At 54.4% G+C, this 13,935-nt stretch carries 10 protein-coding genes, 2 rRNA genes and 1 pseudogene; 4 read left to right on the forward strand and 9 right to left on the reverse strand.

The window, feature by feature from the left end:
• The first annotated feature begins 104 nt into the window (after positions 1–104).
• Entirely contained in the window at positions 105–797 is a 693-nt protein-coding gene (aqpZ, locus tag AC3RPL_RS16340) for an aquaporin Z (protein WP_490740833.1), read from the forward strand.
• A gap of 139 nt (positions 798–936) precedes the next feature.
• Positions 937–1,854: a ketopantoate/pantoate/pantothenate transporter PanS gene (gene panS / locus AC3RPL_RS16345; protein WP_490740834.1), complete on the forward strand. Its 918-nt coding sequence runs from the start codon at positions 937–939 to the stop codon at positions 1,852–1,854.
• 31 nt (positions 1,855–1,885) lie between these two features.
• On the opposite strand, the gene AC3RPL_RS16350 is transcribed toward panS, so the two are convergent.
• The 6 genes from AC3RPL_RS16350 to AC3RPL_RS16375 form a co-directional block, all read right to left on the reverse strand.
• Positions 1,886–3,511, reverse strand: a complete 1,626-nt coding sequence (locus tag AC3RPL_RS16350) for a Na/Pi cotransporter family protein (protein WP_490740835.1) — start codon at positions 3,509–3,511, stop codon at positions 1,886–1,888.
• Positions 3,512–3,635: 124 nt separating this feature from the next.
• Positions 3,636–4,631 (reverse strand): ABC transporter ATP-binding protein, encoded by a 996-nt coding sequence (locus tag AC3RPL_RS16355; RefSeq protein WP_261644241.1) that lies wholly within the window; start codon positions 4,629–4,631, stop codon positions 3,636–3,638.
• Positions 4,632–4,633: 2 nt separating this feature from the next.
• On the reverse strand, positions 4,634–5,419 hold the full coding sequence (locus AC3RPL_RS16360; RefSeq protein ID WP_490740836.1) for an ABC transporter permease: 786 nt from the start codon (positions 5,417–5,419) through the stop codon (positions 4,634–4,636).
• Positions 5,420–5,431: 12 nt separating this feature from the next.
• The gene (locus AC3RPL_RS16365) at positions 5,432–6,271 is read right to left on the reverse strand and encodes an ABC transporter permease (RefSeq protein WP_490742070.1); all 840 of its coding nucleotides are present in this window, start codon (positions 6,269–6,271) and stop codon (positions 5,432–5,434) included.
• Complete coding sequence (locus AC3RPL_RS16370) at positions 6,271–7,083, reverse strand: alkaline phosphatase family protein (protein WP_490740837.1); 813 nt, start codon at positions 7,081–7,083, stop codon at positions 6,271–6,273. Before AC3RPL_RS16370 ends, AC3RPL_RS16365 begins: the two co-directional genes overlap by 1 nt.
• Before the next feature lie 9 nt (positions 7,084–7,092).
• Positions 7,093–8,154 (reverse strand): ABC transporter substrate-binding protein, encoded by a 1,062-nt coding sequence (locus AC3RPL_RS16375; RefSeq protein ID WP_490740838.1) that lies wholly within the window; start codon positions 8,152–8,154, stop codon positions 7,093–7,095.
• A gap of 208 nt (positions 8,155–8,362) precedes the next feature.
• Between AC3RPL_RS16375 and AC3RPL_RS16380 the strand changes: the two genes are divergently transcribed.
• Positions 8,363–9,097, forward strand: a complete 735-nt coding sequence (locus AC3RPL_RS16380; protein ID WP_034935065.1) for a UTRA domain-containing protein — start codon at positions 8,363–8,365, stop codon at positions 9,095–9,097.
• Positions 9,098–9,233: 136 nt separating this feature from the next.
• On the opposite strand, the gene metA is transcribed toward AC3RPL_RS16380, so the two are convergent.
• Positions 9,234–10,163, reverse strand: coding sequence for a homoserine O-succinyltransferase MetA (gene metA / locus AC3RPL_RS16385; protein WP_490740839.1), 930 nt, complete (start codon positions 10,161–10,163; stop codon positions 9,234–9,236).
• Between the two features lie 292 nt (positions 10,164–10,455).
• Here metA and AC3RPL_RS16390 point away from each other — a divergent pair.
• Positions 10,456–10,569, forward strand: a pseudogene (locus AC3RPL_RS16390) (molybdopterin-guanine dinucleotide biosynthesis protein B); the annotation flags it as partial.
• Positions 10,570–10,675: 106 nt separating this feature from the next.
• On the opposite strand, the gene rrf reads toward AC3RPL_RS16390, so the two are convergent.
• Together rrf and AC3RPL_RS16400 are read right to left on the reverse strand one after the other, a co-directional pair.
• A 5S ribosomal RNA gene (rrf, locus tag AC3RPL_RS16395) occupies positions 10,676–10,791 on the reverse strand.
• A gap of 205 nt (positions 10,792–10,996) precedes the next feature.
• Positions 10,997–13,900, reverse strand: a 23S ribosomal RNA gene (locus AC3RPL_RS16400).
• Between the last annotated feature and the right edge of the window lie 35 nt (positions 13,901–13,935).

The raw sequence follows: 13,935 nt of genomic DNA on the forward strand, positions 1-13,935 counted from the left end.
CACACAAGTCCTTTTTTTACCGTATTACACTTGATCCATTGCATTGAAATACAGCTTATTACGGTAATAATTACGCGCTTAAGAATAAAACTGTGAGGTTAAGGATGAAAAAACTTTTTGCGGAATTTACAGGGACCTTTGTTCTGGTATTTGGCGGATGTGGCAGTGCGGTGCTGGCTGCTGCTTTCCCTCAGCTGGGAATTGGTTTTGTTGGCGTGGCGCTGGCATTCGGACTGACCGTATTAACAATGGCTTATGCCGTCGGCCATATTTCAGGCGGTCATTTTAATCCGGCCGTCACCCTGGGACTTTGGGCCGGTGGTCGCTTCCCGACGTCGCAGATTATTGGCTATGTGGCCGCGCAGGTGCTGGGTGGTCTGGCGGCTGCGGGTGTGCTTTATGTGATTGCAAGTGGCCAGGCAGGATTTGATGCCAGCGCTAGTGGTTTTGCGGCAAACGGCTATGGTGAGCACTCACCAGGCGGTTTCTCACTGTTCTCCGGCATGGTGACCGAAGGGATATTGACCGCCGTATTCCTGATTGTCATTCATGGCGCAACCGATAAACGTGCGGCAGCGGGTTTTGCACCCATCGCCATTGGCCTCGCGCTGACGTTAATCCATCTGATCAGCATTCCGGTCACCAACACCTCGGTCAATCCGGCGCGCAGCACCGCCGTGGCCATCTTCCAGGGAGGCTGGGCGCTTAGCCAGCTGTGGATGTTCTGGTTGATGCCCATTGTCGGCGGTGTCGCAGGTGGCATGATCTATCGCACGCTGCTGGAAACCAAAGAGTAACAGTCCATAAGGCGGGTTCACACTGCACCCGCCTGCGTTGCTCATCCCTTCTTTTTCCTTCCCGTTTTAATGCTATGATTCTGCGTCCACTTCAGCAGCAACCTTTGCTGGCAACCACTCGTACAGAGGAAATCTGGCTATGCTCGCCACTTTCACCCGCCTGTTTCCACTATGGGCGCTACTACTTTCTGCCATCGCTTACTACGCGCCGACGCCGGTTCTCAGCATTGGCCCGTGGGTGACATATCTGCTGATGCTGATTATGTTCGGCATGGGTGTCACGTTGAACATCAACGATTTCCGACGGGTACTGACCCGCCCTGCTCCGGTGCTGGCGGGGACCTTCCTGCACTATCTGGTGATGCCGCTGGCCGCCTGGGGCCTGGCAAAGCTGTTTAATATGCCGCCAGATCTCGCCGCAGGCATGATTCTGGTAGGCAGCGTGGCCAGTGGAACCGCATCAAATGTGATGATCTATCTGGCGAAGGGCGATGTGGCGCTCTCCGTCACCATCTCTTCTGTTTCCGCACTGGTCGGGGTGTTTGCCACGCCGCTGTTGACCAAACTCTATGTCGATACGCATATCCAGGTTGACGTGGTGGGCATGTTGCTGAGTATTGTGAAAATCGTGGTGGTGCCCATCACGATTGGACTGATCATTCATCACTCACTGCCCGGGCTGGTAAAGCGCGTGGAGCCTTATCTGCCCGCCTTTTCGATGGTCTGTATTCTGCTGATTATCAGTGCGGTAGTGGCAGGCAGCCAAAGCTTTATTAGCTCGGTGGGCCTGATGGTGATTGTGGCGGTGATGCTGCATAACGCCATCGGGCTGCTTGGCGGCTACTGGGGTGGCAGGTTGTTTGGCTTTGACGAGTCAACCTGCCGGACGCTGGCGTTGGAGGTCGGGATGCAGAACTCCGGTCTGGCCGCCACACTGGGTAAACTTTACTTCTCCCCGCTGGCGGCTCTGCCGGGCGCGCTGTTCTCTGTCTGGCACAACCTTTCCGGCTCTCTGCTGGCGGGTTACTGGTCAGGCAAAGCGGTTGATAAAAAGTAATTGATCAACGCCCCTGCCAGCCAGGGGCCATTCACTCTTCAATACGGTCGTCATCCGGCTGTTCAAGCACGCTGTAGGCTACTGCACAAAACAACGAGTTAAGTCGTTTCATATCGCCAAGCAGACCCAGGTGTAATGAGCTGGTTTCAATACTTTGCACATTATGCTGATGCAGGCGATCAACATGTTTATGGGAGTAGCGCCGGTTCAGAATACGAAAGCGATGCTTGGAACGGCGTAACCGTTTGGCCGTGGTGATATCTCGGGATAAAAAGACCGACAGGCTGAGACGCAGGTTGGCAGAAAGCTGTTCCAGCAGGCTGTCCAACTCTTCTCTTCCTTCGACGGAGAACGCACGGCGAGCCGCCAGCGATTTGTCGGCCACCTCGCCACTCATTCTTTCCAGGATATCCCCCGCCATCTCAAGGTTTAGCGCCATTTCAATAATCTCCGCCCAGCGGCGGGAATCCTCTTCCGGCAGGTCTTCCTTAGGCATCTGCGCCAGGTAGAGTTTGATCGCGGTATACAGCACATCCACATCATCATCCAGCTTACGGATCTCGCGCTCTTCGCGCAGTTCACCGTGGACCACTTTGCCAAAAGCCGCCAGCATCTGTTCCACAACGTCACCGATACGCAACGTCTCACGCGAGGCATTAACCAGCGCCAGCGCCGGCGTATCCAGCGCACTGGGATCAAGGTGCCGGGGTTTTAACCGCTGGTCGGTTTCAGGCTCCTCACGAATTAACTTACAGCACAGCGTGGCCATCGCACCGGTGAAGGGCACCATAATCAGACAGCGGATCAGGTTGTAGAAGACGTGAAAGAAAATCACCAACTCTTCGTCATTGACCGGCAGTTTATGCAGCAGCTCGGACAGGGGATCGATAAAAGGCAGTACGATCAGTGAACCAATAAACTTAAACAGCAGGCTGCCCAGCGCCACCCTTTTACCGGCCGCGTTCGAGGTGCTGTTGTTAAGCATTGCCAGCAAGCCGCTGCCAAGATTTGCGCCAATCACCAGACACAGCGCCACTTTAAAAGAGATAACCCCGGTGGCGGTGAGGGTGGCGGTCAGCAGCACCGCCGCCAGGCTGGAGTAACTGATGATGGCGAATACGGCACCCAGCAGCGCATCCAGCATCACATCGCCGGTAAGTGAAGAGAACAGCACTTTCACCCCGGCAGCCTGGGTGATGGGCGTGGCGGCGGCGACAATCAGCTGCAACGCCAGCAGGATCAGCCCCAGTCCGATGCTGGTTCTGCCCAGTTGCCCGGCGCGGGTCTGCTTACGGCCAAGAAAGAACACCACGCCAAAGAAAATAAATAACGGTGACAGCCAGGAGAGATCAAATGTCAGCAGACGCGCCATCAGCGCCGTACCCACATCCGCCCCCAGAATAATCACCAGCGCGGGCGTCAGTCCCACCAGTTCCTGAGCGACAAACGAGGTGACCAGCAGCGTGGTGGCATTGCTGCTTTGCACCAACGCCGTCACGCCAATTCCGGCGACAAAGGCCATAGGTTTTTTAGACACGCTGCGACTCAGCACGCGGCGCAAGTCAGCGCCGTAGACGCGCATAATCCCGGTTCGCACGATGTGCGCTCCCCAGACCAGCAGCGCTACGGCGGAAAGAAGGTTTAGCAGGGTTAACACTGATATCGACCTCACAGCCAGGCAAACATAACAGATTCAGGGCAGGCAATTTGCCTGCTGACCCGGTTAAGTTTAGCCGATCCGCTGAAAAAATGTTTTTAATCAGCGTGATAGTTCGTAGCTATCAGGCAACCTCACGCAAAGTAAGCTTATCCAACAGCAGCCCCACCTGATATCCCGCCGGGTGCAAATCGTCCGGAGAACGGTTCAGAACATCAACCCACAGCTCAACTTCCCGCGCACGCACATGATAGCGAATGACGTTACCCAACAGGCTGTGACTGAGAATTTCTGCAGGGATCCCCTGCGACAATGCACAGAACGTCACCGATTCAGGACGCAGCGCCACCTGTTGTGTAAAAGTGTCTCCGGTCAGGCGGTGGGCCTGCTCGGCCGTCAGCAGGTTATAATTACCGATAAATCCGGCCGCGAACAGATTCGCAGGCTGAGTGTAGAGTGATTCCGCGTTACCGTTCTGTACGATTTTTCCTTTGTTCATCAGTACAATACGGTCTGAAAGCGACAGCGCCTCTTCCTGATCGTGGGTGACAAACAGCGTGGTCAGATTCAGCTCTTTCTGAATACGGCGGATCTGATCGCGCAGGTGGCGACGGATACGCGCATCCAGCGCCGAGAGCGGCTCATCCAGCAGCAGCAGGCGGGGCCGGGTGACCAGCGAACGCGCCAGTGCCACCCGCTGACACTGGCCGCCGGAAAGCTGATGCGGGTAACGTCTGGCGTAATCGTTCAGCTCCACCAGCTCCAGTGCTTCTGCCACCCGCCGCTGGATATCGGCTGGCTTCAGCTTCTGCATTTTCAGGCCAAATGCCACGTTGCGCTCTACAGTCATGTTTGGAAACAGTGCGTAGCTTTGAAACACCATGCCGATTGCACGTTTCTGCGGCGTCAGCGGCACGATATCCTGTCCCTGCAACAGAATTTGCCCGCTGTCGACCGGGGTCAGTCCGGCAAGACAGCGTAACAGGGTCGATTTTCCGCAGCCGCTCGGCCCCAGTAAGGTGACAAATTCCCCTTCACCCGCACTGAAATTAATATCTTCAAATATCGCGGTCGGGCCGTAGCTTTTATTCAGTTGGGTCACATTCAGCCATGAATTCATCTTCAGCCTCTCTCGCGGTTCAGGGCATTTGCCAGCCAGGTGACCAGCAGCACAACAAAGAAATAGGAGATAACCAGTGCGCTACTGAAATGCCCACTGGCATTGCGCACGTTATAGAGATAAACCTGTAAGGTTTCATAGTTGGTGCCAACCAGCAGGTTAGCGAATACAAACTCACCAACCAGGAATGAGAACGAAAGCAACACCGCAATCAATGCCCCTTTGCGCAGATTGGGTAGCACCACCATCAACGCCGCCTGCCAGGTGGTGGCTCCCAGCAGATGAGCCGCATCGATCAACTCTCTTATATTAATCGCCTGCATATTGTTGCTGATGGCGCGCCAGATAAACGGCAGTGCGATAGTGAAATAACAACCAACCAGGATCCACGGCGAACCGGTCAGCATCAGCGGAGGGGCTGAATAGAGCTGCAACAGCCCGACCGATGACACCACAGGCGGGATAGCAAAGGGCAGCAGGATCAATACATTCATTACCACACCGAGTTTAGGAAAGTAGTAAGCGATCACAAACATTACGGGCAGCACCAGCACCAGGGAAAACAGCAACGCACCAAAGCAAATCAGCAGTGAGTGCCACAGGGCCAGCAAAAAGCGCGGATCCTGCCAAAGTTGCGCCATCCATTTCAGGGTGAAACCGTCCGGCAGGATGGTGGCCCCCCATTCCGTTGCCAGCGCGTACAGCAGGGTCGCCACCAGCGGCAGCGCCAGAATCAGCAATACCAGCCAGATAATCACCCGATGATAAATATATTCACTTCTCGACATTGTCCTCTCCTGTCAGCGTGCATTCTGGTAGCTGCGACGAACCAGCCACTGATGAACCACGGTGATTGCCGACATCAGCACCACCAGCAACATCGCCAACGCGCTGCCCATATTGGGGTCGAGGGAAATATCTCCCGAAACCAGCGCCGCAATTCGTACCGGCACCACATTGAAGTTTCCGGTGGTCAGGGCATAAATGGTGGCGTAAGCGCCCAGGGCGTTAGCCAGCAAAATAACGAAAGTACCGAGTAGCGCTGGCGTGAGGATGGGCAGCCCGATGTGCCACCAGTAGCGCCAGCGGCTGGCACCGAGGAGTGCCGCTGACTCCTGCCAGTCTTTTTTCAGCCCGTCAAAGGCGGGATAGAGAAGGAGAAGCCCCAGGGGAATCTGGAACCAGGTGTAAACCACAATCAATCCACTGCCAGAGTAAAGCTTAAAACTTTCCATCAGCCCGTGGCTGCGCATCAGCATCGTCAGGCAGCCATTCAGTCCCAGCAGGATCACAAAGGCAAATGCCAGAGGTACACCCGCGAAGTTACTGGTCATGTTGGTGAAGGAGATGAAAAAACGGTGTAGCTTACCTCCCCCCAGTTGATGCAGTGAGTATCCCCCCAGCAACGCAATAATCAGTCCGTAGAGGCTCGACCAGAAAGAGATCTCCAGCGAGAAACGGATGGCCTGCTGATAGAAACCGGAGGTGAGAATATCAATGTAATTTCCCCAACCCCAGGCTTCGTTCATTTCGCTGTAGAAACTGTTGATGGCAATCCACACCAGCGGAGCGACCTGAAAAGCAAGATAAAACAGCGCAAAGGGCAGCAGACACAGCAGCGCGATTCCTTTTCCTTTCATCATGCGCGCTCCTGATTGAGTAGCACCGTGCAGACCGGCTTATCGTGCGCCACACCCAGAATCTCGCACAGGGTGCCACAGAGTTCGGTCTGCAATGGAACCACCGACGTTTGCAGAGAGAAGGATTTACCAAAGACAAACAGCGGCACCTGTGTCTCTTCCGGCAGCGTACCGCCGTGGCTGCGATCGTCGTTCATTCCGTGGTCGGAAGTCACCACCACCTGGTAGCCCTCCGCCAGCCATCCCGGCATCCAGTGCGAAAGATAGCCGTCAGCCATCCGCGCACGATTCCGGTACTGTGCCGTCGAGAGGCCAAACTGATGGCCGGCATCATCAATATTCATCGGGTGGATCAGCAGAAAATGTGGATCAACACGCAGGCGCAAACTTTCCGCATCTTCAAACAGGTGTGAATCCGGATAGCTGTCATCGTGGTAAAAATGACCGTACTGAATCGGCAGTTCCGTGTCTGTCGTGTGACGATCGCGAACAGACAGCCAGGGTGAACGATTATACAGCTCACTAACCCAGTAGTATGCGGCAGCGGCCGTCGTCAGACCGCAGGCGCGGGCGTAGTGAAAAATACTGCGTTCTTTACTTAACCGGTTGACACCGTTGTGAATAATACCGCTGTTCACCGGCGTCACCCCGGTAAAAATGCATTCGTATAACGGGCGGGAAAGCGAGGGCAGCTCACATGTCATCTGGTAGAGCTGTCCGTTTCCCTGAGCACATTCCGCCTGCAAATAGCCCATCGCATGTTGTGCCACGGTGTAACTCAGACCGTCCAGCACCACCAGAATCGTTTTCATCGCCGGTCCTTATTGCTTCATGTTGATAATGACGTTTTCCTGCCACAGACGCGGCAGCATTTTGCTGGCTTTATCCCAGGCCTGGGTATCCGCAATTGGGTGCGCATTTTTATACTCAGAGTTGGGCAGCAGCTTTGCCTGAACGTCAGCAGGCAGGGTCAGATGTTCGGCGCGGATCGGGCGAGCATAGCCGCGAGCCAGGTTAATCTGACCGGCATCAGAAAAGATGTATTCACGCGCCAGTTTGGCGGCGTTAGGATGCTTCGCATATTTGTTAATGATGGTGGTATAGCCGGAGGTGATACTGCCATCAGAGGGGATCACCACGGCAAAACGATTTTTATCAATCTGATCGCGGTAGTTCAGACCATTAAAGTCCCACACCACCGCCACCTGAATCTCGCCCTTCTCAATATTGGCAATTACCGGATCGGTGACGCCAAGACGACCTTCTTTCGCCAGATCGCTAAAGAAATTCAGAGCAGGCTTAAGGTTCTTTTCGCTACCACCCATGGCATAAGCTGCCGCCAGCACACCGTTTGCTGCCTGCGCCGCCACGCCCACATCACCAATAGTCACCACATATTTACCTTTTTTAAGATCGGCCCAGCTGTGCGGCACATCTTTCACCTGATCTTTATTAACGATAAATGCAATGGTGCCGGTGTAAGCCAGCATCCAGTTACCTTCCGGATCTTTTGCCCAGGCAGGCACCTGATCCCAGTTCGTGGGTTTGTAAGGCTGAGCCAGGTCTTTCTGTACGGCAACAGGACCAAAAGCCGCGCCCACATCACCAATATCGGCGCTGGCATTGCTTTTCTCAGCAGCAAATTTCGCCAGTTCCTGGGCGCTGGACATGTCAGTATCACTGTGCTGAATACCATATTTACTGGTGATGTCGGCCCAGGTATCTTTCCAGTTCGCCCAGCTGTCCGGCATACCGACGCTGTTGACCTGTCCTTCACTCTTCGCCGCCTTTTCCAGCATGGCAAGGTCGTTACCTGCGGCATGAGCACCCGGTAGGGCAAGGAAAATGGCACTGGCTAACACAGATGCGAACAAAGATTTCATAACTGCTGCTCCAGGTGATAAGTTGAATGGCTTACTGGACTAGTCCAGCAAGAACCGAGCCAATCTAGCCTGATCCGATGACAGTTTTATGTCAGCGCTGATTCCCACTGGACTAGTCCAGAAAGAGGGCACGATATCAGTCTGGTGAGGAGATGTTTCGGGCGTTCTGATTCTGTGCAGCTTCGCACCAAACTGAGGCATTGATGTGATGAAAGCATTAACTGTGGATGTGATTTGTCAGACGCTGGCCGTACGTATCAGAGAAGGCGATTTTGCCGCCAGTGGCCGACTGCCTTCCGAGCGTGAGCTGAGCGAGCAGTTCTCCACGACCCGCATCACTTTACGTGAAGCGCTGGGACAGCTGGAATCACAGGGAATGATCTACCGTGAACTGCGGCGTGGCTGGTTTATTGCCCCACCACGACTGGCCTATGATCCCCTGTTGCGCAGCCACTTTCACGCCATGGCTGAACAGCAAGGGCGCACGGCGCAGACCGAGGTGCTGGATGCCCGCAAGGTAAAAGTCAGTCTTGACGTCGCGGCGAAACTGGAAATGCACGAAGGGGATGATGTGTATCGCATCTGTCGACTGCGGCGTATTGATGGGCGTGCCGTGCTCTATGTCGAGCACTATCTCAATCCCCACTATTTTCCTGATCTGCTGAGCTTTGATTTGACCCGTTCGCTTACCTGTTTGTATCAGCAGGAGTACGGGATTCGTTATGGGCGGGTAGGGTTTAACATGCTGCCTATGCCGTTACCTAAATCTGCCGCGCCAGCGTTGAAGGTGGCAGCAGGCAGTCCGGCACTGTTTATTACCCGCATTAACCGTGACCGGGATGACCGGATCATCGACTGTGACATTGAGTACTGGCGCTACGATGCGTTGTATATTGCCGTTGAGGTCAGAGAGGAGCAGCAGGCCGAAACGCCGTCGGCCTGAAAATAGCGGGCTGTCGGTTTACATCGGCAATCAGTGCAGTTCCGACGCCGGCCAGCGTTCGATATTGCACTAGCCGGGTGACAGGCAAACCGGCCATATCTGACGGAAATAATAATTACACGGATATAGCTACAGGCTACTCAAGCGTAGGATTCATATGCCGCAGATCATATGGAGTAATCTGGTAAACGTAATAGTTGAGCCAGTTAGAAAACAGCAGGTTGCCGTGGCTACGCCAGCTGGCGCGCGGGGGCAATGCCGGATTGTTGTGTGGGAAATAGTTGTGGGGCACTTCAGGATTCAGTCCGGCTTCACAGTCACGATGGTACTCACCAGATAACGTCAGAGCATCATATTCAGGATGGCCGGTAACAAAAGCCAGACGCTTATCCTTGCTGGCGAACAGGTATGCTCCCGTTTCTTCTGACTCCGCGAAGATATCCAGGTCGGTGTAATCACGTATTAGTTCAGCAGGAAAATCAGCATAGCGTGAATGCGGTGCCAGGAAACTGTCATCGAAGCCCCTGGTGAGCAACGCGTGAGGGTGCAGGATTTGATGTTCGAAGACGCCAGAGAGTTTCTTATCACGGGTGTGCTTAGGGATACCGTAAAGAATATTCAGTGCTGCCTGTACTGCCCAGCATACAAACAGTGTGGAAGTAACATGCTCTTTTGCCCAGTGCAACACGCTCTGGATCTGCGGCCAGTAAGCGACATCATTAAAATCGATCAGTCCCAGCGGTGCGCCAGTGACGATCAGGCCGTCAAAATTATCATGCTGTATATCATCAAAATTACAGTAGAAATTATTCAGATGATCCATAGGAGTATTGCGCGATTCACGATTGTCAATTCTCAGCAACTGGATATCGATTTGAAGCGGCGAGTAGGAAAGCAGGCGAAGAAACTGGTTTTCAGTTTCGATCTTTTTCGGCATCAGATTCAGCACCAGCACTTTTAACGGGCGAATTTCCTGAATACTGGCGCGCGAAGACGTCATCACAAAGACATTCTCGTTGCGCAGGAAATTCACTGCTGGTAATTCATCAGGCACCCTGATTGGCATAACCTTTTCCTCAACTAACCATTTAAACGTTCAGACATCCAGACAGCCGAAGATAGCGTGGCACCCGACAAATGTCGAGGCCTCATCTGATAGTTGAAAATGTTTCATCTCAGGCAGAAAAATGAGCCAGATACAGAAGCGATTTTTTGATGCAAAAGCGAGGTTTGTCCCTGAAAAACTGGGGATTTTCTCTGACAGCAGGGGGGATGGTAATAAGGCGGGATATCTGGGCAAGAAACGAAAGGAACGTGGCTGGCAGGCGTGTACAGGGGCGGTGCCGGGCCGGTGACGTACTGCCGGACAGGCCAGCGACCGTAGCATCCCGGTGACGTGCCCCCTGCTGGATCTCAATGACCCGCCGCAGATTGCTGATTTTATTGCCGCATGGCTGCGCACCCGGCGCTGAGGTCTTCAGAGGTAAAAGTCGGCCCGGGAGGGGGTATCCGCTTTTTTTATTGGGGAAAAACGCAAAAAACCCCGGCCTTACGGTCGGGGTCTTCGCTTTAGTTGATGCCTGGCAGTTCCCTACTCTCGCATGGGGAGACCCCACACTACCATCGGCGCTACGGCGTTTCACTTCTGAGTTCGGCATGGGGTCAGGTGGGACCACCGCGCTACGGCCGCCAGGCAAATCTTGGTGCACAAAACGCTTCTTTTGCCCTGATACCGCGTTGCCTGCGCTCGTAAAGTCAGTCGCATACTTATGTATGCTCTTTCCTTTCCTTCGCCTGCCGCCTTCTCTCAGCACAAAATCTCACGTTCCCTGCAAATTACTTATCCGTCACAAGCTGAAAATTATTCACTGTCTCTCAACAGAACGCCTCTGGCGTTGTAAGGTTAAGCCTCTCGGGTCATTAGTACCGGTCAGCTCAACGCATCGCTGCGCTTACACATCCGGCCTATCAACGTCGTCGTCTTCAACGTCCCTTCGGGTGGCTTAAAGCCACAGGGAGAACTCATCTCGGGGCAAGTTTCGCGCTTAGATGCTTTCAGCGCTTATCTTTTCCGCACTTAGCTACCGGGCAGTGCCACTGGCGTGACAACCCGAACACCAGCGGTGCGTTCACTCCGGTCCTCTCGTACTGGGAGCAAACCCCCTCAATTCTCCAGCGCCCACGGCAGATAGGGACCGAACTGTCTCACGACGTTCTAAACCCAGCTCGCGTACCACTTTAAACGGCGAACAGCCGTACCCTTGGGACCTGCTTCAGCCCCAGGATGTGATGAGCCGACATCGAGGTGCCAAACACCGCCGTCGATATGAACTCTTGGGCGGTATCAGCCTGTTATCCCCGGAGTACCTTTTATCCGTTGAGCGATGGCCCTTCCATTCAGAACCACCGGATCACTATGACCTGCTTTCGCACCTGCTCGCGCCGTCACGCTCGCAGTCAAGCTGGCTTATGCCATTGCACTAACCTCCTGATGTCCGACCAGGATTAGCCAACCTTCGTGCTCCTCCGTTACGCTTTGGGAGGAGACCGCCCCAGTCAAACTACCCACCAGACACTGTCCCCGCGCCGGATCACGGCGCAAGGTTAGAACGCCAAACGTTAAAGGGTGGTATTTCAAGGATGGCTCCGCGCAGACTGGCGTCCACGCTTCAAAGCCTCCCACCTATCCTGCACATCAAGGCTCAGCGTTCAGTGTCAAGCTGTAGTAAAGGTTCACGGGGTCTTTCCGTCTTGCCGCGGGTACACTGCATCTTCACAGCGAGTTCAATTTCACTGAGTCCCGGGTGGAGACAGCCTGGCCATCATTACGCCATTCGTGCAGGTCGGAACTTACCCGACAAGGAATTTCGCTACCTTAGGACCGTTATAGTTACGGCCGCCGTTTACCGGGGCTTCGATCAGGAGCTTCTGGTTACCCATAACCCCATCAATTAACCTTCCGGCACCGGGCAGGCGTCACACCGTATACGTCCACTTTCGTGTTTGCACAGTGCTGTGTTTTTAATAAACAGTTGCAGCCAGCTGGTATCTTCGACTGGCCTCGGCTCGGGGAGCAAGTCCCTCCACCTACGCGCCAGCGTGCCTTCTCCCGAAGTTACGGCACCATTTTGCCTAGTTCCTTCACCCGGGTTCTCTCAAGCGCCTTGGTATTCTCTACCTGACCACCTGTGTCGGTTTCGGGTACGATTTCGTGTTGCCTGATGCTTAGAGGCTTTTCCTGGAAGCAGGGCATCTGTCACTTCAGCACCGTGGTGCCTCGTCATCACGCCTCAGCCTTGATTTTCCGGATTTGCCTGGAAAACCAGCCTACACGCTTAAACCGGGACGACCGTCGCCCGGCTGACACAGCCTTCTCCGTCCCCCCTTCGCAGCAACACCAAGTACGGGAATATTAACCCGTTTCCCATCGACTACGCCTTTCGGCCTCGCCTTAGGGGTCGACTCACCCTGCCCCGATTAACGTTGGACAGGAACCCTTGGTCTTCCGGCGAGCGGGCTTTTCACCCGCTTTATCGTTACTTATGTCAGCATTCGCACTTCTGATACCTCCAGCAGCCCTCACAGGCCACCTTCGCAGGCTTACAGAACGCTCCCCTACCCAACAACGCTTGCGCGCCGCTGCCGCAGCTTCGGTGCATGGTTTAGCCCCGTTACATCTTCCGCGCAGGCCGACTCGACCAGTGAGCTATTACGCTTTCTTTAAATGATGGCTGCTTCTAAGCCAACATCCTGGCTGTCTGGGCCTTCCCACATCGTTTCCCACTTAACCATGACTTTGGGACCTTAGCTGGCGGTCTGGGTTGTTTCCCTCTTCACGACGGACGTTAGCACCCGCCGTGTGTCTCCCGTGATAACATTCTCCGGTATTCGCAGTTTGCATCGGATCGGTAAGCCGGGATGGCCCCCTGGCCGAAACAGTGCTCTACCCCCGGAGATGAGTTCACGAGGCGCTACCTAAATAGCTTTCGGGGAGAACCAGCTATCTCCCGGTTTGATTGGCCTTTCACCCCCAGCCACAGGTCATCCGCTGATTTTTCAACATCAGTCGGTTCGGTCCTCCAGTTAGTGTTACCCAACCTTCAACCTGCCCATGGCTAGATCACCGGGTTTCGGGTCTGTACCCTGCAACTTAACGCCCGGTTAAGACTCGGTTTCCCTTCGGCTCCCCTATACGGTTAACCTTGCTACAGAATACAAGTCGCTGACCCATTATACAAAAGGTACGCAGTCACACCACGAAGGTGCTCCCACTGCTTGTACGTACACGGTTTCAGGTTCTGTTTCACTCCCCTCGCCGGGGTTCTTTTCGCCTTTCCCTCACGGTACTGGTTCACTATCGGTCAGTCAGGAGTATTTAGCCTTGGAGGATGGTCCCCCCATATTCAGACAGGATACCACGTGTCCCGCCCTACTCTTCGAACTCACGACCTGTGCCTCTTCGTGTACGGGAGTATCACCCTGTATCCTGCGACTTTCCAGACGCTTCCACTGATGCACAAGCCGATGATGGTTCCGGGCTCCTCCCCGTTCGCTCGCCGCTACTGGGGGAATCTCGGTTGATTTCTTTTCCTCGGGGTACTTAGATGTTTCAGTTCCCCCGGTTCGCCTTGCAGCACTATGTATTCATGCTGCAATGATGCACTGAGTGCACCGGGTTTCCCCATTCGGGTATCGTCGGGTATCGCGGTTCATATCACCTTACCGACGCTTATCGCAGATTAGCACGCCCTTCATCGCCTCTGACTGCCAGGGCATCCACCGTGTACGCTTAGTCACTTAACCTCACAACCCACAGGCGTCCTTTCTTCTGGTTTCGT

Source organism: Erwinia papayae (assembly GCF_058241465.1).